The organism is Candidatus Jettenia sp. AMX1 (assembly GCF_030263775.1).
Taxonomy (GTDB): Bacteria; Planctomycetota; Brocadiia; order Brocadiales; family Brocadiaceae; genus Jettenia; species Jettenia caeni.
Genome location: NZ_SZPP01000058.1, coordinates 16,635 through 39,212, shown reverse-complemented (window position 1 = coordinate 39,212; position 22,578 = coordinate 16,635). Strand labels below are relative to the sequence as shown.

The following is a 22,578-nucleotide window of genomic DNA, read 5'->3' as shown; positions in this document are numbered from 1 at the left end:
AATTGATTTTGTGAAATAAAAGGCATTAAAGAAGATACGTTGTGCAGGGGTGATAGAATAAAATCTGATGTGTTAAGCACGTATTACATTGTTTATAGAGTTTTATAATCGCTCGTTACCGAGCTATGTTTTAGGGATATTACCTGCCATCACTCATCAGCTACAAAACATTTCAGGCGCTATTCAACTGGAAAAATGCTATCACATAGCTATCTGTTTTTCAATAAAAAGATTTTGTGTTGACCCGACTGAGGAAGATAAAATATAATCTTCAAGGTAAAAAGAATGAAATTTTCTTGAAAGGCTTGGGAATCAAAGTAAAATGGTAAGACATAAAAACAGAAAAAATACGTCATAAACCATTGAAACAAGAAAGTTTGTATTGATTATCTATAATAAGTAAACATTCGGGAATTTTGTTATTGCTAACACTTCCTTTTCTTCTATGAGTAAAATATATTATGAGTAAAAGGTGGATATTTTTTCCCCTCAACAAGGCATTACAGATAGAGATTGCAAGTAAACTTAAAATATCACCTTTGTTGGCACAAGTCCTTATCAATCGTGGGATACTGGATATTACATCGGCGAGAAACTTTCTCCAGCCGCAAATTGCGGGATTAGGAGATCCTTCTCTCCTTCACGGCATGGAAGAGGCATCTATCCGGATTAATAAAGCTGTAAGTAAAGGGGAGAAGATTGTTATCTATGGTGATTACGACGTTGACGGACTAACAGCTACTGCGGTCATGTATCGTTGCCTGAAACTATTAGGAGCGCAGGTACGTTATTATATCCCTGAAAGGCTGGAAGAGGGGTATGGTCTCAATGCAGATGCCATTAGAAGATTAAAAGAGGATGGAGCTGCTGTTATTCTGACAGTAGATTGTGGTATCAATGCCTGCCGTGAGGCAGATCTCGCGCGTGCGTATGGTATTGATCTGATTATTACTGATCACCATCAACCTGGCCAGGAAATACCTAATGCTTTTGTGGTGATCAATCCGAAATTGGAATCATCTCCGGGCGTCTTCAGAGATCTTTCCGGAGTCGGCATTGCTTTTAAGCTTGCATGGGCTATCGGGCAATATTTTTCTCCTCTCAGGAAGGTATCTCCGGAATTCAAAGATTTTCTCCTCAGCGCAATAGGGCTGGTATCATTGGGTACGATTGCTGATGTAGTGCCGCTGGTGGGTGAAAACCGTATTCTGACAAAATACGGACTTAGCGCATTGCAATATACTGAAATTCCGGGTCTGCGGGCGCTTCTCGATATCGCGGACCTTTCCCATACAAACCTTGATGTCTTTCATGTGGGATACCGGTTGGGACCCCGCCTGAATGCCCCGGGTCGTATAAGTAATGCCGGTATTGTGGTGGAGATGTTAACTACGGCGTGTAAAGAAAGGGCCGTAGAGATTGCCAATTTTCTGGAACAGGAGAATAAAAGACGGCAAGACATCCAGGTTGATATCATGGTATCGGCAAGAAAGAAGGTTATCAATGAAATAAACCTGGATGAAACGAGCGCTATCGTGTTGGCAGACCAGACCTGGCATCCTGGAGTTATAGGAATTATTGCCTCGAAAATTGTGGAAGAGTTTAACCGTCCCACGGTAATGATTGCTATTACCGATGATGTGGGTCATGGCTCCGCACGTTCCATCCCGTCATTCCATATACTGAAAGCCCTGGAATTTTGTAAGAGTAAGCTGCTTTCGGTAGGGGGTCATGCACAGGCTGCCGGATTAAAGATACATCCTCAACACATCAACGAATTTCGTGATATGCTCAACAGCGCGACATCTCAAAGGCTTCACAAGACGGATCTGGTACCCGTCCTGAATATTGATGCAGAAATTACCCTTTCGATGCTATCGAAGGCATTAGTGACAGAACTTGCGCGTCTGTCCCCCTACGGCGAAGGGAACCCCGCCCCTGTGTTTGCTGCCACAAATTTAAAAATTGTCGGTCAGCCACGCCGTATTGGTACAAAGGGGCAACATCTGAGCTTTTATGTGAAACAGGAAGATGTTGCTATCAGGGCTGTAGCTTTTGGGATGGGCGGACAAATAGACAGGCTGAGACAAAACGGGAGGGCATGTTCTCTTGCCTTCGCCGTAAAAATAAATAATTGGATGGATGGTGATAATCTTGAACTGGAGGTTAAAGATATAAAATTTGATAATGAATAATGGACAATATCTGTATTGCAAAAGAGTGGGAGCTTGTTGCTGACCGGATAAAACAAAATGCAAAAACCTGCATCGTTCTCGGTAGTGTTAATAGTGGCAAAAGCACCTTCTGTAAATTTCTGGTCCGGAAATGGACGGCATCTAAAATGTGCGTTGGGTATGTCGATAGTGATGTAGGGCAATCCACTTTAGGCCTGCCAACCACGATATCGATGAAGGTTTTTCGTGATCCTCCCCATCCTGATGATTATTCACGTCCGAACGGCTTGCACTTTGTAGGAAATACTTCGCCGGAAGGTTTTTTGTTACAGACCCTCCATGCATTAAGAATCATGGTGGACACCTGTTTTCAACAGGGTTCGGAAATTGCCCTGATAGACACGACGGGTTTTATCGATGGCCCCGTTGCCCGTATTCTGAAATTCTACAAGATAGAAATGCTCAAACCTCAATGGATTATTGCATTACAGGCACAGGGAGAGATTGAGCATCTTTTGAGAGGATACGAGAGAATGGGCTGGCAGATCATACGGCTTGCAAGTTCAAAGCACGTGATAGTGCGTTCGCAAGCTGAAAGGCAGAGATACAGAAGCGAAAAATACCGGGCGTATTTCAAACGGGCAAGGGTAATACCGTATCCCGTTACCAAACTTGTATTCCCCTCCTCTATCCTGGGTGTCGGCCAAAGGGTATATCCTGCTGACATACCAAAAGAAATTCTTGCAAATATTTCTGATTGCTGGTACATGGAAAAGAGCGGATCTGAACTATTAATAGTAGCAGATCAAGCTGATACGATACTACCGGCAGATAAATTGAAAAAATTTTTTGGAATTGCTACGGTGGTATGTATCAATAAATCTGAATTAAAAGACCTCCTTGTCGGCTTACATGATAAGAGAAATAATACCCTGGGACTGGGCACAATTGTTGATTTAGACCCTATTACGGAAACATTAACACTCTTTACACCGGTACAGGATACTCATAAGATAGTAACCGTGCATCTGGGGGCATTAAAAATCGGACAGGGTGGAAATGAAACTGGCAAGATAAAGGTTATTCGCTATGCTTAGATTGGTCAGTGCCCTCTGTATGAGACTGAACATACCGCATTTAACCCTGAAGGAGTGACATCTCAACGCAAATATCCTCTGTCACCCCTTCGGGGTTGAAGGGCTTTTTTCCTGCTTTTTCTATAATCATGACATCCCTACGGGATTAGGTAGAGACGCAAGATTTTGCGTCTCTACAACCGACAAACGCAACATTTTGCGTCTGTACCATTGCAACATCATGTATCTCGGCGTTTAACGTTGAGAAATTTCAATTCCGTAGGGCAACCCTTTAGAGCTTGTGCAAAAAGTCCCAAGCTGGGTCATATACAGTATTGATCTAAATGAGAAAATACCATATAGTGTATCGTGGCTAAAAATAGTCATACTTCTTGCACAGGCTCTTTAGGGTTGCCATCCCCATACACTATTCAGGCGGGGCGGCAAGGCTAAAGCCTCGCCCTACATCGACACCGTTTTTTCATGAGGAGAGACGGTAAGATTTTACGTCTCTCCTGCCAAAGATAGCCTCATGGATGATCTAGGTAACTACAGCGTAAAAGAACAATAACCATTAGATACTATAATCTAAGCCCGAAGGGCTGTCATGATTATAGATAACACACAACCACGAGTACATAACTCCGAAGGGGTGACATAATTATAAACCCCATGAATGAAACTGAACACACCAGCGTGTGTCAGAGCACAATGGTAGAGACGCAAAATCTTGCGTCTCCAACATCTTGCGTCTCTACCATATGTTGTCTGGTTTTAATCGTTGATCACTATAGCTTTGTTGCAAAAAATCCTTTCCAAATCTGATTGCAACAAAAATCCCTCTGCATTCACGAAATTTCTCTTTTCTCAAGGGGGATAAAGGGGAATTACAGAAGATGATATTTCATATCTCCAGGACTTAAAATCCCTTAGATCTCCTGATATACACAGCGTCATTAATCAGATACGAATATGTCATTCCCGCGGAAGCGGGAATCCGGAAAAATACTGGAGTCCGGGTCAAGCCCGGAATGACAGATAGTTGTAAACTTATGTCGCTATGTATAGTAATAAAAGTCCTGTCAAACCCTTTCTGAATTTCAACAGAGAATACTGTTTTCAAGGTGTTGGTTTTTACGCCGAAGCCACCAATACTATTTCCAGAAAAGATGAATTCGCTGTCGCTTAATCAACCCTGCCGAAAACCCGCTTAAATAACATGAAAATTCCTATACAATGAAATTATAATTGCCATATCTGGCAAATTTTATTATTCTAAGACAGTTTATCGTTATTTTATTATAATGAATAGCTATGGGAGTTTAAATCAATGAGAAAACAGGTAAAAATTGCAGAAGAGGGAAAGGTAAGGCATTGAGAAATCGCCATCCCTTCAATTTCTCAACACGCTATTTTCTTAACCCCGATTATGAGCCTCTTGTTGTTTTCTTAAAGGTAAATACTATTTCATGAAAAAGTATATCATCGGCATTTTTTGCCTCATTACCCTGGTAATAGGATATCTGTATTTCTTTAACAGCAAAGACACTATTCAATACAAGACAGAAAAGATTGATAGAGGTAATATTAGCAAGTATGTTACTGCAACCGGAACCGTAAACCCTGTAAGAACGGTAATAATTGGCAGCCAGGTTTCAGGCCTTATAACCAAACTGTATGCCGATTTTAATTCTGAGGTGAAAGCAGGGCAGATTGTTGCACAGATCGAACCAACCCCTTTTGAGCACCGGGTGAAAAATGCGGAAGCGACCCTTGCCATTGCTACAGCTAGTCTTGAGAAGTCGAAGGTGAATTTGAAAAATAGCAAGAGAAATTACCGTCGCTTAAAAGAGCTGTTCGAAAAAAAGATAATCTCAGACACTGATTTTGATGCAGCGCTGGCAACCTATGAAGCGAATTTAGCTGATGTGAAATTAGCAGAAGCACAGGTATTGCAAGCAAAAGCTTCACTGGGAGTTGCAAAAACGGATTTAGAACATACCGTAATTATTTCACCATTGGATGGTGTCGTGATATCGAGGGATGTCGATGTAGGACAGACCGTAGCTGCAAGCTTTCAGACTCCTACATTATTTACTATTGCTGCAGACCTGGTGCATATGCAGGTAAATACCAATGTTGATGAGGCTGATATCGGTATGGTCAGGGTAGGGCAGGATGCAAAGTTTACAGTAGATGCTTTTCCTGAGGATGTTTTTGAGGGCAAGGTAATCGAGATCCGTATGTCCCCTGTTATCTTCCAAAACGTTGTCACCTATAATACGATAATTAGTGTTAATAATACAGAGCTTAAGCTTTTACCCGGAATGACGGCAAATACTTCCATCCTGGTAGCCAGGGTAGAAAATGTTCTGAGAATTCCTAATGCCGCATTACGGTATACTCCTTCGGAGGTTTTAAAAGGCGAAATAGATAAAAAGACCTTAGTTGAAAGGAAATTTGCCAAGAAAACAAGCACACATATCTGGATCCTGGAACAGGGAAAATTGGGACAAGTGGCTGTAAAGCTGGGAATTGGCGATGACCATTTTACCCAAATTTTAGAAGGTGATGTAAAAGAGGGACAAGAGGTTGTTATTTCGGAGATTGCTCATTCTAAAGCATCTCCAAAAGGCGGGCAAAGGGTTCCCTGGCGTGGCGGCCGTTATTAACTTTGTACCATAGTTACTCAAAATAAAGTTGGATTTCAGGTACCTGTTTATGCGGGAATTATGAACCGGAAATTGAGAATAACGAAACTTTCTACCTTTCCAACCTCTTTTTTTCTGATTTCAATTATTCTTATAGTTCTTAATCCTGGCATGTTGGAGATATGCAAGATCAGAATATCGTATCATTAGATAAGATTTACAAAATATACAGTATGGGAGAAGTTAAGGTTACGGCCTTGAACGGGATTTCTCTTACTATGAAAAAGGGAGAATTTGTAGCTATTATGGGGGCCTCCGGTTCAGGTAAGTCTACCCTGATGCATGTCATAGGGTGTCTTGATAGCCCCACATCCGGGAATTACTATTTGGAAGGAGTTAATATCTCCAAATTTTCAAAAAATGAATTAGCTGAAATCCGCAACAAGAAACTAGGATTTGTGTTCCAGAGTTTTAATCTCTTGAGTCGGACTACCGTAATAGAAAACATTGAATTACCGCTTATTTATAGCAAAAAAATATCTAAGATTGACAAAGATAGGATACATCAGATTATGAAGACTTTGGGCCTTGAGGGGTTCGATGAGCATTATCCGAATCAATTGTCTGGAGGACAACAACAGCGTGTAGCTATTGCACGCGCTATTATCAATAATCCGACCTTACTCCTTGCTGATGAGCCTACCGGCAATCTTGATAGCGCTACAAGCATGGACGTTATGAGGGTTCTCCATGACCTCAACCAAAAATGGGGCATTACTATTATCCTGGTCACTCATGAAAACGATATTGCAGGCTATGCCCGCAGGATTATTGTTCTCAAAGATGGTAAAGTATTGAGCGATACATCCCCACAAATCTATGTCAGACCCGTATCTTAACTACTCAGGTAGTATAGTTTCCATGAAAGAGTTAGCGTCGTCCTGATTTTAGAGAAAAACTTACGAAAAAAGAAATTTTACCGTATAATATATACTTTAAAGAAGTTTTGATGAAGAAGCATATACATTAACGTAATGTATATGTATAGGGATTTCAATTATGTAGGGCAACCCTTTAGGGTTGCTATCCCCGAGTATGCATTCTGGCGGAGAAGCAAGGTTAAAGCCTTGCCCTACCATGGTGACACCGTTTTTTCATGAGTTTGCTGCTGAAGGCAGCCTAAAAGAAGCCTCTTATACCCATGCCACCGCTTTTAAAAATAGCGTTACGCGCAATTATGAGGAATAAATTACGTTCCTCCTTGACGATACTTGGCATCGTTATAGGTGTGGGCGCTGTAATCGCTATGGTTAGTATCGGACAGGGGGCAAAGGTTATGGTTGAAAAACAACTCGAGAGCCTTGGTACAAATGTACTCATTATTATTCCTATTAGTACGACGCATACTGCTACCAGAGGCACTACGGGAACCATTACCTTAACTGTTAATGATGCTATGGCTATAGAGCGGGAATGCAGCGCAATAAGTTATGTTTCTCCGGGTCTCAGGACAAATACACAGGTTGTTTATGGTAACTTAAACTGGACGACCTCTGTGTTAGGGATAGGGCCTGATTATCAACTGATAAGGAATTGGTCAATGGAATCCGGAAGATTTATTACCCAGCAGGAAGTAAATACTATGGCAAAGGTTTGTATCCTGGGGAAAACGGTTGTAGATAACCTTTTCGGGGCGTTAGATCCTGTTGATAAATCGGTTCGGGTGAATAATATACCCTTTAAGGTCGTTGGAGTTTTAAGCGCTAAGGGGGAATCTGCTATGGGTCAGGATCAGGATGATGTTGTATTATTGCCCTACACGACTCTTCAAAGGAAAATTATGGGGGTGACTCATATTGGCGTAGTCTATGCCTCCACGGTTACCACAGAAGCTCGATTTGAGGCGATTGACCAGATTACTACCTTATTAAGGCAGCGCCATCGTTTGAGGCCGAACGAGGAAAATGATTTTAACGTTATCAGCCAGGTAGAATTTGCTTCGACCATTATGGAGACGAGCCGTACCATGACGATGCTTCTGGGGAGTATTGCATCGGTGTCTCTGATTGTTGGGGGTATCGGCATTATGAATATTATGTTGGTTTCTACGACTGAGAGGACACGGGAGATTGGTATCAGGATGGCAGTCGGCGCCAAAGAGAAGGATATCCTCTTCCAGTTTCTCATAGAGGCCACGGTTCTTAGCTCTATTGGCGGGATAATCGGGGTTGTTTTCGGTATTGTATTATCAAAGTTGGTTTCTTATTTCGGGGGCTGGCCTTCATTACTTTCCCCAATTTCTATTGCTATTGCCTTTCTTTTCTCAAATATGGTTGGTATTTTCTTTGGTTATTATCCGGCACGAAAGGCATCGCGCCTTAACCTGATTGATGCGCTCCGATATGAATAGAACAAATACAGGAAATACCTATATAAGGCTTTTGGGCTATCTAAAACCGTACTGGCATAAGTCTGTTATTGTTTTAATCCTTTCAGCAGTTGGCGCATATATCGCAGTCTTGCCTACTCAGATATTAGGTATTGCAGTAGATGAAATTAAGATAGCTGATACCTACGTTCAAACCCATCGTTCTGATGAAACGCTCCGGAATGATAAACCGTATTCTCATGAACAAAAGAACCCTATTCCACTCTCAAAACCCATGACCGCCATTTCTGCTTATATCCATGAACGATGGTTTGAAAACCATAATCAAACCCTTGTCACGCTGGTCTTTTTTGCCATGAGTTTTATCATTCTGCATACCTTTGGCGGAGCTGTTACCCTTATTCATGGCTTCATTACTTCTGAATTGGGGCAGAGGCTCATTTATGATTTGCGGAATGAGCTCTATAATCATATCCAGGGGCTTCCTCTCAGTTACTTTGAAAATAACAAGACAGGCGATATTATGAGCCGTATCATGAATGATGTCAATTCGCTCGAACAGGCAATTGTAGGCCCCGTTATTACCTTCATTACTGATATGTTCAAATTTGGCTGGATTCTCTATTTTTGCTTAAAACTTGACTGGATGCTTACCGTCATCGCCTTATTCGTATGTCCATTTATCTCTCTCTGTACCTATAACTTTGGAAAAAGGATCAGAAGAGTCTTCCGTTCCTTAAGGGATAAAACAGGCGAGCTTAACGCCCTGATTCAGGATAATATATCGGGTATTCGTGTCATTGCAGGGTTTGCAAAGGAGTCCGATGAGATGAAACGATTCCAGAAAAAGAATTATGAGAACTACGCCCTCTACGTTCGGATCCTGAAACTTGTATCTGCCCTGCGGCCTGTGGTTGACCTGATGACCGAAACCGGCGCTATGGTAGTTATCTGCCTGGGTGGATATAAGGTATTGCAAGGACAACTTTCTGCCGGTACCTTTGTTATATTTTTCCCGTATCTTCAGATGATGTACGGTCCCATTACGGGTCTTACGCGTTTCTACAATCAGGTACAGCGCGCCATTGCCTCTACCGAGCGTGTTTTTGAGGTTTTAGATACACCCGGTGACCTGAAGGTTGCTCCTGATGCCGTTGACTTGCCCCCTGTCCTCGGAGTTGTAGAATTTAAGCGTGTCCATTTTATGTATAACAACGATATGGAAGTTCTGACAAACATAAATATAAAAGCGCTTCCCGGACAGATGATTGCCCTTGTAGGCCCCAGTGGTAGCGGTAAAACTACCCTTACAAAGCTCATTCCCCGGTTTTATGATCCTACACAGGGGGATGTCTTTGTTGATGGTTATAATATCAAGGATGTTAAACCTCATTCCTTACGGAAGCAGATGGCTATGGTACTTCAGGAACCGTTTCTCTTTAATGATACGGTAAAGGCAAATATCGGGTATGCCCGTTCCGATGCTTCAGATAAAGAAATTGAAGAAGCTGCCCGCGCCGCTAACGCACATGATTTCATTGTGGAATTGCCAAAGGGATATGATTCAGTAATCGGAGAACGTGGAGTAAAACTTTCCGGAGGACAGAAACAGCGTATTGCTATTGCCTGTGCTATCCTTGCCAATCCGCGTATACTTATTCTGGACGAGGCTACCTCATCGGTAGATACCGAGACAGAGCAGCTTATTCAGCATGCTATCTATCGTCTGGTTAAGGACCGCACTACTTTTGTCATTGCACACCGGTTATCGACGATATTGCATGCAGACTTAATTATTGTCCTGGAGAAGGGTCAGATCGTAGAAATGGGGCTTCATCATGAGCTTCTTGCAAACGGCGGACTCTATAAAAAACTGTTTGAAATGCAATTTGACACACAAGAGAAGATAAAACCGGAAATTTCCGGGGGAGAGACAGGGAAAGCAGGCATAACCGTTTCATCAGAGCCTATCCTCGATTTGAATGTATCATCACAGCCTTCAAAATGGTCATAGAAATTAGAGATAATAATTTATAATGAAAAGAACGATACCTATCCTTATCTGTGTCAGCCTTATGCTGGTTTCGGGCTGTATAAAATCAGAAAAACAGGCTGAACAATCAAAAGATCAGGCCGTACCAGTGCTCGTTTCCACGGTTATTCAAAAAGATGTTCCCATCGTATTGCACAGTATCGGAACGGTAGAGGCATATTCGACGGTATCGGTTGTTTCGCAGGTTGAAGGTATGCTGACACGGGTCTATTTCAAGGAGGGCCAGTATGTAAAAAAAGGACAGCTTCTCTTTACGATTGATCCCCGGCCATACGAAGTTGCGCTGAAGAAGGCTCAGGCTGACCTGGAAAAAAATGTTACCCAGGCAAAAAATGCCGAAGCGCAGTACTACCGCTATACAGAATTAATAAAAGCAGGAATCGTTACGAAGGAAGAATATGATCAGGCGAATACCAATGCTGAAGCCCTTAAATCTATTGTTAATGCGGATAAGGCATCTTTAGAAATTGTGAAACTTCAGCTTAACTACTGTTTCATTCGTTCGCCTATCAATGGGCGTACCGGCGCTCTTATGGTGGATCAAGGTAATATTGTCAAGGCAAATGAAGAACCTGCGCTGGTAATTATCAATCAGGTTAGTCCTATCTATGTGTCTTTTTCCATTCCGGAACAAGAGCTTCATAGGGTTAAGAGCTATATGGATTCCGGAGAGCTTGGTGTAAAAGCCGTTATTCCGGGTGATGAAAATCATCCTGTGGCAGGTAGTATTGCTTTTATAGATAACGAGATTGATAGAACTACAGGTACCATACGGCTCAAAGCAGTTTTTACCAATAAAGATCATCGGCTTTGGCCTGGTCAGTTTGTGAATATCATGGTAAATCTTGCTATACAACCGGATGCCGTTGTGGTTCCATCACAGGCAGTTCAAACAGGGCAGCATGGTCAGTATGTCTTTGTCGTGGGACCTGATTTGACAGGAGAATACCGCCCTGTCGTTACGGGCAGGATGTTTAAAGGAGAAAGTGTTGTTGAGAAAGGGCTTCAGCCGGGAGAAAGAGTTGTGGTAGATGGTCAACTCCGGCTTACTTCAGGAACTAAAGTTGAGGTGAAGCGTGGATTGAAAGAGGATGGGTAACGTATCGTATGAATATCATTGAGCCTTTTATACGACGCCCGGTCATGACAACCCTTGTCATGATTGCTATTTTGCTTTTTGGTGTTGCAGGATATCGGTTTCTTCCGGTAAATGATTTACCCAATGTGGATTTTCCGACCATCCTGGTAAGCGCCAGCCTTCCCGGTGCAAGTCCGGAAACCATGGCTTCCTCTGTTGCAACTCCATTGGAAAGACAATTCTCTACCATTGCCGGATTGGATTCTATGAGCTCATCCAATTCTTTAGGCAGCACACAAATTACCTTACAATTTAATTTAAACCGGGATATTGATGCAGCAGCGCTGGATGTTCAGTCTGCAATTACAGCGGCATCAGGCAATCTTCCCCGTGAGATGTTAACCCCTCCTTCTTATAAGAAGGTAAATCCTGTTCATCCACACTCCTTCTCTCCGTAGTGAACGAATATGCAGAAACTTTTATGGCGCAGCGTATTTCCATGATTGATGGAGTAGCTCAGGTTCTCGTCTACGGCTCGCAGAAATATGCTGTCCGGATTCAACTTGACCCGACAGCCCTTGCCACACGGGGTATCGGAATAGATGAGGTGGAGCATGCTATCCGGCAGGGTAATGTCAATCTTCCCACAGGAACACTCTATGGAACTCATCAGGCGTTTACGGTGCAGGCAACTGGCCAGCTTACCAACGCCGCCGCTTACCGGTCTCTCATCGTGGCCTATCGTAATGGATCTCCCGTGCGTCTTCAGGAACTGGGAAGGGTCATTGATAGCGTCCAGATTGATAAAGTGGCAAACTGGTATAACCGTACTCGTGCTATTGTTTTGGCTATACAACGGCAGCCAGGTACCAATACGGTGGAAGTTGTGGATAACATCCGGAAGCTTATGTCCAGCTTTCATGCGCAATTGCCGGCTTCGGTTAGCCTTGATATTCTTTTCGACCGGTCCGTTATCATTCGTGAATCTGTCGAAGATGTTAAGTTTACTTTGCTCCTGACTATCTGTCTCGTAGTAATGGTAATATTTCTTTTTCTCCGTAACATCTCTGCGACGGTTATTCCTAGTTTAGCAGTGCCTTTATCAATTATTGGTACCTTTGCTGTTATGTACCTTTTGGACTATAGTCTGAATAATCTCTCTCTTATGGCATTGACTCTCTCGGTAGGGTTTGTAGTGGATGATGCTATCGTCATGCTGGAAAATATTGTCCGTCACAGAGAAATGGGAAAGGGGATGTTTCAGGCAGCCCTTCATGGATCCAAAGAAATCGGTTTTACTATTGTATCTATGACAATCTCTCTTGCAGCCGTTTTTATTCCGGTTTTTTTTATGGGAGGAATTATTGGCCGGTTGCTTCATGAATTTGCAGTGACCATTAGTATGGCAATCCTGATTTCCGGTTTTGTCTCTTTAAGCCTTACCCCCATGCTTTGCAGTCGGTTTTTGCGGTCATCTGATTCGACGAAACATGGCCGCTTGTATGCCACTTTTGAACGTTTTTTTGATAGTATGCTTTTCGTGTACCAAGGGAGTCTTCAATGGGTTTTAAAACATCGCTTAGCTACCATGCTATTCTCCATTGTTATTCTCTTTCTTACCCTGTATCTTTTTCGCGTAATTCCCAAAGGATTTATTCCCAGTGAGGATAGAAACCAGATTGTCATAACGACAGAGGCGTCGCAGGATATTTCCTTCGATGCCATGGTAGAACATCAGCAAGCGGTAGCCAGGGTTTTTCAAAATGATCCAAATGTCATGTCCTACTCGTCAAATGTCACAACAAGCAACCAGGGGCGTATCTTTCTGCGTCTGAAGCCGCGTTCCCAGCGCCGTTTCAGTGTTGATGAACTTATCCAGGAATTTCGTTCTAAACTGGCAAAAATTCCTGGCATTATGGTCTTCATGCAAAATCCTCCCCCCATCCGGATTGGAGGGCAGTTAACGAAGAGCCTCTATCAATTTACCCTGCAGTGCCCGGATACAAAAGAATTATTCCACTATGCCTCCTTGCTTGAAAATACCATGCAGGCATTACCTGAACTTCAGGATGTAACGAGTGACCTGCAGATCAAAAGTCGCCAGGTAAGTATTGAGATTGACCGTGATAAGGCTTCAACTCTTGGTATCACAGCGGATCAGATTGAAAATGCCCTTTACAATGCTTACAGTTCCCGGCAGATTTCAACTATCTATACGCCGAACAATCAATATTGGGTTATTATGGAACTTGAACCACACTATCAGAAGGATCCATCAGCGCTTTCCATGCTGTATATCCGTTCAGTCAGTGGACAATTGGTACCTTTGAGTGCAATAGTGAAATTTACAGAAAGTGTTGGACCTTTAACGATAAATCACTTTGGCCAGTTGCCCTCTGTTACTATTTCTTTTAATTTGAGACCCGGTGTAGCTTTAAGTGACGCTGTGGATGTTGTGGGGAAAACCGCGCGCAGTATCCTTCCCGATACTATCAGTACCAGTTTTCAAGGTACTGCCCAGGAATTTGAGGCATCATTAAAAGGTTTGGGCATATTGCTTATTCTGTCTATTCTGGTTATTTACATAGTATTGGGTATCCTCTATGAGAGTTTTATTCATCCGTTGACTATCCTGTCAGGCCTTCCTTCCGCAGGTGTTGGAGCGTTATTGACCATTTTGATTTTCCGTGAGGATTTAAATATCTACACGTTTGTAGGAATTATTATGCTGGTAGGCATCGTCAAAAAAAATGCCATTATGATGATTGATTTTGCCCTGGATGCACAGAGAAATGAAGGGAAAAATGCCGCTGATGCTATCTACGATGGCTGCATCGTGCGTTTCCGTCCCATTATGATGACAACTCTGGCGGCCCTGATGGGCGCATTACCTATTGCATTCGGTTTTGGCGCAGGAGCTGAATCACGTCGCCCGTTAGGTCTGGCCGTAGTCGGTGGCTTATTATTTTCTCAAATTGTGACGCTGTACATAACACCGGTTTATTATATTTACCTGGAATCTCTGAAAGAAAAGATAGGGAGATGGGTACGATCCGGTACCGTAACGAAAAATATAACCTGTGACACGGCACAGGGGTGTGATATGACAAAGGTGAGACATGATACATTATAAGAATGATAAATTTAATGTATAGGAATTTCAAACTAACTATGGAGTGGCAAGGCACGCCTTGCCACTACACGTTGCTAAAGTCGCCGAAGGCCTGTTTTAATGTAGAGGAAATCCAAAGTTAAAAAGAATCGTGTATGTTATTGATATTCTGCTAATTCCAACAATATCCCGTCCGGATCGAGAAAGTAACAAAGTATTTTATGTCCTGCATCATGAGTTACAGTACTTGTTGGTACAGCGACAGGATTACTGATGACTTTGATTCCTGCTTCTTTTAAATGCCTTGCTACTGTGTGGATATTCTCTACTCTAAAGGCAATATGCCTTAAGCCAATAGTGTTTGCAAGGGAATTTATTGAAAGTATCTCACCCCGAGGTGATGTATAGCAAAGTAACTCCAAACGTGGTTCTCCGGCAGGCGCTACTATATAGACTACATCGGCGTGGATGTTTTTAAGGCCTACGACAGATTCAATCCAGTCTCCTTCAAGATGAGCTCTTCGAATTTCTTTAAACCCCAATAGTTCAGTATAAAATTGAACAGACCGTTCCAGATTGGAAACTACCAGGTTGATGTGGTCAACGGCATAGATCATGGATTACTCCTTACTTCCCTGTTCTGAAAAGATGGAAAGCTTTTCTGTACTATAGTATTCCTTTTATTCTCTAAACTTGCGGTATTCTAACGTCAAACTATAATAAAATCAAAGGTTAAAGATGGTCCGGAGATTTAAATACAATAAATCAGAGGGAGAGATATGTATGTTATAAGGTATGTTTTTAGGGAAAAATACTCCTCATGATATGCTCCATGCTTTTATAAAGCTGGAAATAGGACTTGAAAATTAAGTGATTTTCTATAGTATGCACATTACGTATGTTGTCATTGTTTTCACGAGTTTGCAACCATTATCCTCTGTTTAAGCCTCGGGATTCATAGATAAGCCACTTCAAATATCATCACAGGCGACTAATATTGTGATATTCCTACCCTTTGTGAATTAAGGGAAAAAGGAATTGCGTATAAGGTAATGCCTGAAAAGTAAGGGATTAAGGGATAGTGGTAAATAAACTCCTGAAGTTTATATTCTGGTACAGGAAATGCTTCATTTGATAAAAAGGCACATTTTTGGATTTTGCTCATACCAAATACTATCGAATTGTTATGAAAAAGAGGGAGCTTTTTGCTCAACTGCTGAGATTTGTTCGATAATACTTTGGTAGAAAACGTAATTTATTTTTAGGACAATTGGGAATAAACGCATGCTAAACATCTTAAAAAACTCTGCACTGAAAAAATTTCTATCGTATATAAAACCGTATCGCTGGTTTATCGTAGCCGCTACTTTTTGCGGGCTATTGAAATACAACATTCCTTTAGTACTTCCCTGGGTTTTTAAAGACGTGATTGATCGTCTGTTATTACCATCTTCATTTGATTTTGCCAGATTCCATTCTATGATGATAGGCCTGATCGTGCTCTATCTGTTCTGGGCGCTATTTACGTACTTGAGATCTTTCTTTGCCGATCGGGCTGGTCAAAGGCTTATCTTTGATTTACGGCATGAGTTATATGTTCACCTGCAGCGGATGTCGCTGAGTTTTTACGAGAAACGTCAGGTAGGCTCCGTTGCGTCACGCCTGATCGGTGATATATCGGTTGCCCAGAGCTTTGTGGGCGCCGCCTTTACCAACACGATTATGGATGCCAGCTCCCTTATTTTTATTACCGTCTTGCTTTTTCATATGAATTGGCGGCTGGCGCTGGTTTCCATTGCTGTTTTCCCTTTTTATGTTATTTTAAACAAATTTTTCAAATCCCGAATAAGAAAGACCAGCATGTTAGCGCAGAGAAAAATGGAAGAAATATCCGGGAATCTTCACGAAAAGTTGGGTGGAATTTCAATTATACAATCTTATACACGGGAAAAGGCGGAAGAGAGACTTTTTTTCCATGATAATCGCGAGTATTTATCCTATCAGCTGGAAAATATAAATCATAATGCAACTGCATTGGCCGTAATTGGTTTTTTGACTTCTGTCGCCCCAATTCTGGTTGTCTGGTATGGAGCGCTACAAGTCGTACATGGCCATCTAACGGTCGGTCAGTTAACAGCTTTTTATGCCTACCTGGGAATGTTTTACGGTCCTCTCAACCGGCTTACCGAGCTCAATATTCTCCTGGCCAATTCCCAATCTGCAATAGAAAGAATTTTTGAAGTATTTAACACCTCGCCTGAAGTTGTGGATAGTCCTATTGCTAAGGAATACGGGCCTGTCAAAGGTGAGATTAAATTCTCAAATGTTCATTTTACCTATGAGGTATCAAAAACTACCCTGAAGGATATCAATCTTCATATACCGGCTGGCTGTACTGTGGCGCTTGTCGGGCCGAGTGGGGCCGGGAAATCTACTTTCGTTAAGCTTATTCCAAGATTTTATGATGTCACATCAGGAAAAATTACCATTGATGGATGGGATATCCGGGATTTTAAGCTCAATTGCCTGAGAAGACAAATTGCCACGGTGCCTCAGGAACCTATTCTGTTTTCCGGGACGATTTATGAGAATATTGTGTTTGGCAAACCTAATGCGACGGAAGAAGATGTGCAAGCTGCGGCTATTTCTGCTAACGCGCATGATTTTATTTGTAAATTGCCCAATGGGTATCAAACAGAAATTGGAGAGGGAGGTATGAAACTTTCCGGGGGCCAAAGGCAACGCATTTCTCTGGCGCGGGCATTCTTAAAGAATGCGCCTATTCTGCTTTTGGATGAAGCGACTTCAGCGCTGGATTCTAAGGCCGAAAATCTGATACAGCAGGCATTGAAGAGACTCATGATAGGCCGGACAACCTTAATTATTGCTCACCGGCTATCCACAATTCAATCAGCGAATATGATTATTGTCTTTGATAATGGCGAAATTGTAGAAATTGGCAATCATCAGGAACTGTTGGAGCAATCATACGGACTGTACCGGGGGCTTTACGAAGAACAATTCAATAAGAAATCTATTATGGCCATTAAATAATGGCCTGCCTCTTATTATCATTGGCCTGATTTAATGCATAGGAATTCCAATGTTTTGTTGTAGGGGCAGGTTTTAAACCTGCCCTACTTGTGTTCACTCTTGCCTTGTAGATTCAAAACGTTTGTATTTGTTTTCCGTTTGCCCGAACACAAGGCTCGCCCATCGCCGGTGTTATAAAAAAGTCACCGAAGTCCTATTTTAAATGCATAGGAATTACAATTTACGTAATCATGCCTCTTAATAGTTGGAGATTCGTTCTAAACCACTCGTCTCCTCCCGGAGTCTCAAGTATCATGGGTATATTTTTAAATTGTATATCGTTTACAAGAAGACGAAAAGGGTCATTTCCGATACATCCGTACCCTAAATTCTCATGTCGGTCGATGCGTGTTCCTAAACCCTTTTTAGAATCGTTGATATGGAAAATTGCTATTTTATCGAGTCCTATACTATCGTGAAACTTCCGGAAAGTTTCTGCGTAGGCTTTTTCTGTTCTCATATCATATCCTGCTGCAAAGGCATGGCAGGTATCAAAACAAACTCCGACCCTGCTTTTATCCTGTACAAGCTCGATTATCTTTGCCAGATGTTCAAACGTATAGCCAAGAGCAGATCCCTGGCCTGCTGTATTTTCTATGAGTAATTTCAGTTTGGAACCTTTTGTTTGGTCAATCATGATGTTAATACTTTCAGCTATAAGGTTAAGGCAGACATCTTCCGAAATCTTGTTCATATGTGATCCCGGATGCAACACAAGCCCCGACGCATGTAAATATTCAGCCCGAATAATCTCCTCCAGAAAGGCATTGCGTGATTTTTTTAGTTTTTCTTTTTCAGGACTACCGAGATTCATGAGATATGAGGTGTGTATTACTACGGATCTGACCGTTGATTTCCCAAGATTCTCCTTATATTGAACAACCTCTTTTTCTGATAATGATTTTGCTTCCCACCGTAACTGCTGTTTACTAAAAATCTGTATAGTATCGCATTGTAATGTATCTCCACGCATCGGAGCATTTTCAATACCACCGGAGATTGAGACGTGTGCGCCAAGCAAGGCCATGTAATTTTTCCTTATTTATAGATAGAATGGACAAAATAACGGATTCATATGAATTTAGAGCGTTATATTAATAAAGAAAAAGATATAGAAACACAAGGAATTAACGTGTTACTATATACAAAGGATGCTATTACGAAAGATAGAAACAGAAAAATGGGAGATTGGAAATGGATATATATGAATATGCAATGCAGATGGAGAAGGATGGCGAGAATTACTATCGTGAACTAGCTGGAAAGATTGATAATAAAGGGCTTACCTATATATTTACCGGGCTTGCAGATGCAGAGGTAATTCATTATCAGATCTTTTTGAAGATGAAGAAGAATGAAAAAGTATTTGTGGCTGATACACCGATATTAACAAAGGTAAAAAATATCTTTATAAAGATGAAGGAGGAAAAAGAGATTGCGGGCATTCATACCTCACAGATAGAACTGTATAAAAAGGCTCAGGAGATTGAAAAGAAGAGCCAGGAGTTTTATAGAGAAAAAGCTCATGAGGTAAAGGACCCATCACAAAAAGAGGCATTCCTGAAGATTGCAGAGGAAGAGAAGAAGCATTTTTTCATATTGGAGAATATCATTGTTTTTGTTTCACGTGCTGAGAATTGGCTTGAAAATGCTGAATGGTACCGTTTTGATGAATATTAACCCACCTTGAGTAAGAACCTATCAGAAAACCTATGAGAGCTATTGAAAAATTGCCTGAAAGAGGGATTTTCTGGTATAGTGATTAACGATGGAAACCAGACAACATATGGCGGAGACAAAGTTTTGTCAACCACATGCTCTGCGGTATCGTGATCAATGTTTGCCATGTACCCAATGGTAGAGACGCAAGATGTTGCGTCTCTACGTTGTGCTCTGACACACGCTGGTGTACTTGGTTTCATCCATGGAGTTTATAATCATTTCACCCCTTCGGGGTTATTTACTCGTGGTTGTGTGTTATCTATAATCATGACAGCCCTTCGGGCTTAGATTATAGTATCTCATGATTATTGTTCCCTTACGCTGTAGTTACAGAGATCACACATGAGGCTATCTTTGGCAGGAGGTAACTATTCAGCGTGTTTGAGCGACAAATACTATAAATATGGTAAAAAACGCTCGATTTGCATTTTCTGCCTATGTATGGCGGTACTACCTATGGTTAATTTTTGTGATTATGACTATTTTATGCCATATATTGTATTCGTGAAAATCACGCTTAATAGTTACGGCAGGAGAGACATAAAATCTTACCGTCTCTCCTCATGAAAAAACGAAGTCGATGTAGGGCGAGGCTTTAGCCTTGCCGCCCCGCCTGAATAGCGCACGGGGGATGGCAACCCTAAAGAGCCTGTGCAAAAAGTATGACTATTTTTAGTCACAACACACTATACGGTATTTTCACATTTAGATCAATACTGTATATGACCCCGCTTGGGACTTTTTGCACAAGCTCTAAAGGGCGCCCTACGGAATTGAAATTTCTCAACATTAAACGCAGAGATACACGATGTTGCAATGGTAAAGATACAAGATGTTGCGTTTGTCGGTTGTAGAGACGCAAAATCTTGTGATTGTACAGACGCAAGATTTTGCGTCTGTACTCAATCCCGTAGGGATGTCATGATTATAGCAAAAGCAGAAAAAAGCCCTTCAACCCCGAAGGGGTGACATGGGATATCTGCGTTGGGATGTCATCCCTTCGGAATTTCATGGTAGGGTATATTGTACCCAGAATCATTTCGCACTTTCGGAGTTGATGCGGTATGTTCGGTCTCATACAGAAGGTGCTATAGTTTTCACATAGGCATTATTTTTCAACAATTGCCTGCTCAATGATGACTTGAAAAAGAGGGACATCATCGTAACCGCTTTTAGATGCAGTGCTCTGATTTTCAATGGCATCTACCACGTTCATACCACCTACAACCTTGCCAAATACACAGTAACCCCATCCGGCAGAGTTCTTTCCTTTATGATCAAGGAAGTCGTTATCCGCTGTATTGATAAAGAACTGAGAGCTGGCAGAGTGAGGATCTGCCTTACGCGCCATAGCTATCGTGCCACGGCTATTTTTGAGTCCGTTATCCGCCTCATTGGTAATTGGAGCGCGGGTAGGTTTTTCACGCATATCAGGAGTCAAACCCCCACCCTGAATCATGAATCCCTTAATTACCCGATGAAAAATAGCGCCATTATAAAATCCATCACGTGCGTAACGGAGAAAATTTTCCACCGTTTTTGGGGCCGATTGAGGATCAAGCTCCAGGGCAATAATCCCATGATTGGTTTTTAACTGAACACGGGGATTAGACGGGTTTGCATAAACAGATTGGACAAGATAAAACAGGGTAATACAGAGTATAACTACGATTTTTTTCAAAGGGATCCTCCTTTCATGAGGGAATAATTACCATCTGTTGTTTTTATAAATTTTAACAGTTTTCCGGCTAATAAATTTGTACGATTCTTTTTTGGGGAACCATATACCTGATATGCTATGAGCACGTGAGTATCTTTATACCATCACGATGTTGCGATACACCACACTTTAACTATTTTTGAGATAATAATCTACATTTTTTTCATAATACGTTGTTATCATGATTTATTAACAGACACGTAAGTTCTGGATACATGAAAAGCTAATAAAAGGATTTGTATCGTAAATTAAAATTGGTAGAATAGTTGGCATTGTTATTTTTCAAAAAACTACAGTGTTACAGTTATGGTTTTGATACATAGATAAAAAGGCCACATGGCCTGCATCCTTCTGGAAATATTGTCTAAGGAAAGAAAAAATTGCAGACAGTATGTGAATCAAGTAAATGAGGATTACCTATTCAAGAGAGTTTTAATCATAGGAGAAAAGGGGTGAAAGGACTAATGTGCTTTTCCTGCTGCTCATTTTTGGGAGGGCAAGTTTTGTAGGAATGACAGGGAAGATGGATGGCATGCGCAATGAAATTATAACCAAATAAATCAAGGCTGTCATTCCCGAATGTCTTTATCGGGAATCCAGATGTAAAATTGTAACAAAAGACTGGATTCCCGCTTTCGCGGGAATGACAAATAAAAAACTGAAATCCAGAAATGGAATCTTTATGAGTTATGATAAATATTATTTTGTCTATATTTTGGCAAATAAAAGAAACGGGACTTTATACATCGGCTTTACCAACAATTTGATAAGAAGGGTTTATGAACATAAAAATGATTTAGTCGAAGGATTTACAAAAAAGTATAAAGTTCATCACCCTGTTTATTATGAAATGACAAACGATGTAAAAAGCGCAATTGAGAGAGAAAAACGATTAAAGAAATGGAATAGGAAATGGAAATTAGAATTGATTGAAGAGATGAACCCGCAATGGAAGGATTTATATGATGGACTGGTTCAATGATACTATTTATTTTCTTCAAATTAAAGAGGTGATGCATTATGAAAATTATTCAGCATGGTTTTGTTATGTTCGTCATGACTTTAGCTGTGATCGTATCGGTTGTTGGTTGTGCTCAGAGCAATAGTGCTGATCTCAAAACCCGTGGCATAAACATGAAGGCAGGAAAAGGAAGACTTTCAGGGAAAGTAACCCGTGGGCCAATTTCTCCCATAGAAAGGGAGGGTATTTCTTCGGAAGAGCCTGCATCAGGTATAAAGCTTGTGATATTGAATCAAGAAGGGCAAGAGATTGGGTCGGCAGTGACTGATGATGAGGGTAAATATAGCGCTATATTATCACCGGGTTCTTATCGTATCGAGATGCCTGCCGGGGATTTGACTAAGGATTTACCTGCTGCCGTTATTGTTGCTGAAAATGAAGAAACACACCTCGATGTCCGTATTGATACGGGCATTCGATGATTATGATATAGCATCCAATGGATGAAACCGAACAGAATATGGTGCAATTTGAGTCTTTGATTGTATA

General features: G+C 41.4%; 15 protein-coding genes and 1 pseudogene. 13 read left to right on the top strand and 3 right to left on the bottom strand.

Annotation, left to right across the window (positions count from 1 at the left end):
- The first annotated feature begins 461 nt into the window (after positions 1-461).
- The 9 genes and pseudogenes from recJ (at position 462) to FBQ94_RS15175 (ending at position 14,554) form a co-directional block, all read left to right on the top strand.
- On the top strand, positions 462-2,195 hold the full coding sequence (gene recJ / locus FBQ94_RS15220; RefSeq protein WP_007221405.1) for a single-stranded-DNA-specific exonuclease RecJ: 1,734 nt from the start codon (positions 462-464) through the stop codon (positions 2,193-2,195).
- Complete coding sequence (locus FBQ94_RS15215; protein WP_007221406.1) at positions 2,195-3,271, top strand: Clp1/GlmU family protein; 1,077 nt, start codon at positions 2,195-2,197, stop codon at positions 3,269-3,271. The genes recJ and FBQ94_RS15215 overlap by 1 nt, the downstream gene beginning before the upstream one ends.
- 1,448 nt (positions 3,272-4,719) lie before the next feature.
- Positions 4,720-5,922, top strand: a complete 1,203-nt coding sequence (locus tag FBQ94_RS15210; RefSeq protein ID WP_007221407.1) for an efflux RND transporter periplasmic adaptor subunit — start codon at positions 4,720-4,722, stop codon at positions 5,920-5,922.
- Between the two features lie 161 nt (positions 5,923-6,083).
- Positions 6,084-6,800: an ABC transporter ATP-binding protein gene (locus tag FBQ94_RS15205; protein WP_007221408.1), complete on the top strand. Its 717-nt coding sequence runs from the start codon at positions 6,084-6,086 to the stop codon at positions 6,798-6,800.
- A gap of 196 nt (positions 6,801-6,996) precedes the next feature.
- Entirely contained in the window at positions 6,997-7,149 is a 153-nt protein-coding gene (locus FBQ94_RS15200) for a hypothetical protein (RefSeq protein ID WP_285442237.1), read from the top strand.
- Positions 7,139-8,311: an ABC transporter permease gene (locus FBQ94_RS15195; protein WP_285442236.1), complete on the top strand. Its 1,173-nt coding sequence runs from the start codon at positions 7,139-7,141 to the stop codon at positions 8,309-8,311. The genes FBQ94_RS15200 and FBQ94_RS15195 overlap by 11 nt, the downstream gene beginning before the upstream one ends.
- Positions 8,304-10,304 carry an ABC transporter ATP-binding protein gene (locus FBQ94_RS15190; protein ID WP_007221410.1) on the top strand — a complete coding sequence of 667 codons (2,001 nt, stop codon included), beginning with the start codon at positions 8,304-8,306 and terminating at the stop codon, positions 10,302-10,304. Before FBQ94_RS15195 ends, FBQ94_RS15190 begins: the two co-directional genes overlap by 8 nt.
- A 22-nt stretch (positions 10,305-10,326) precedes the next feature.
- Positions 10,327-11,442 (top strand): efflux RND transporter periplasmic adaptor subunit, encoded by a 1,116-nt coding sequence (locus tag FBQ94_RS15185; RefSeq protein ID WP_007221411.1) that lies wholly within the window; start codon positions 10,327-10,329, stop codon positions 11,440-11,442.
- Positions 11,443-11,450: 8 nt separating this feature from the next.
- Positions 11,451-14,554 (top strand): annotated as a pseudogene (locus tag FBQ94_RS15175) (efflux RND transporter permease subunit).
- A gap of 137 nt (positions 14,555-14,691) precedes the next feature.
- Here the strand turns inward: FBQ94_RS15175 and FBQ94_RS15170 are convergent.
- The gene (locus tag FBQ94_RS15170) at positions 14,692-15,150 is read right to left on the bottom strand and encodes a VOC family protein (protein WP_007221413.1); all 459 of its coding nucleotides are present in this window, start codon (positions 15,148-15,150) and stop codon (positions 14,692-14,694) included.
- A 667-nt stretch (positions 15,151-15,817) separates the two neighbouring features.
- Here FBQ94_RS15170 and FBQ94_RS15165 point away from each other — a divergent pair.
- Positions 15,818-17,587: an ABC transporter ATP-binding protein gene (locus FBQ94_RS15165; RefSeq protein WP_007221415.1), complete on the top strand. Its 1,770-nt coding sequence runs from the start codon at positions 15,818-15,820 to the stop codon at positions 17,585-17,587.
- Positions 17,588-17,807: 220 nt separating this feature from the next.
- Here FBQ94_RS15165 and nfo read toward each other — a convergent pair whose 3' ends face one another.
- Positions 17,808-18,653, bottom strand: coding sequence for a deoxyribonuclease IV (gene nfo / locus FBQ94_RS15160; RefSeq protein ID WP_007221416.1), 846 nt, complete (start codon positions 18,651-18,653; stop codon positions 17,808-17,810).
- Between the two features lie 167 nt (positions 18,654-18,820).
- Between nfo and FBQ94_RS15155 the strand changes: the two genes are divergently transcribed.
- Entirely contained in the window at positions 18,821-19,306 is a 486-nt protein-coding gene (locus FBQ94_RS15155; RefSeq protein ID WP_007221417.1) for a ferritin-like domain-containing protein, read from the top strand.
- Positions 19,307-20,456: 1,150 nt separating this feature from the next.
- Here FBQ94_RS15155 and FBQ94_RS15150 read toward each other — a convergent pair.
- Complete coding sequence (locus FBQ94_RS15150; RefSeq protein WP_007221418.1) at positions 20,457-21,029, bottom strand: peptidylprolyl isomerase; 573 nt, start codon at positions 21,027-21,029, stop codon at positions 20,457-20,459.
- Between the two features lie 721 nt (positions 21,030-21,750).
- On the opposite strand from FBQ94_RS15150, the gene FBQ94_RS15145 reads away from it, so the two are divergent.
- Together FBQ94_RS15145 and FBQ94_RS15140 are read left to right on the top strand one after the other, a co-directional pair.
- A complete protein-coding gene (locus FBQ94_RS15145; protein ID WP_007221419.1) occupies positions 21,751-22,050 on the top strand; it encodes a GIY-YIG nuclease family protein in 300 nt (99 codons plus the stop codon).
- Between the two features lie 38 nt (positions 22,051-22,088).
- Positions 22,089-22,511, top strand: coding sequence for a hypothetical protein (locus FBQ94_RS15140; RefSeq protein WP_007221420.1), 423 nt, complete (start codon positions 22,089-22,091; stop codon positions 22,509-22,511).
- Positions 22,512-22,578: the final 67 nt, after the last annotated feature.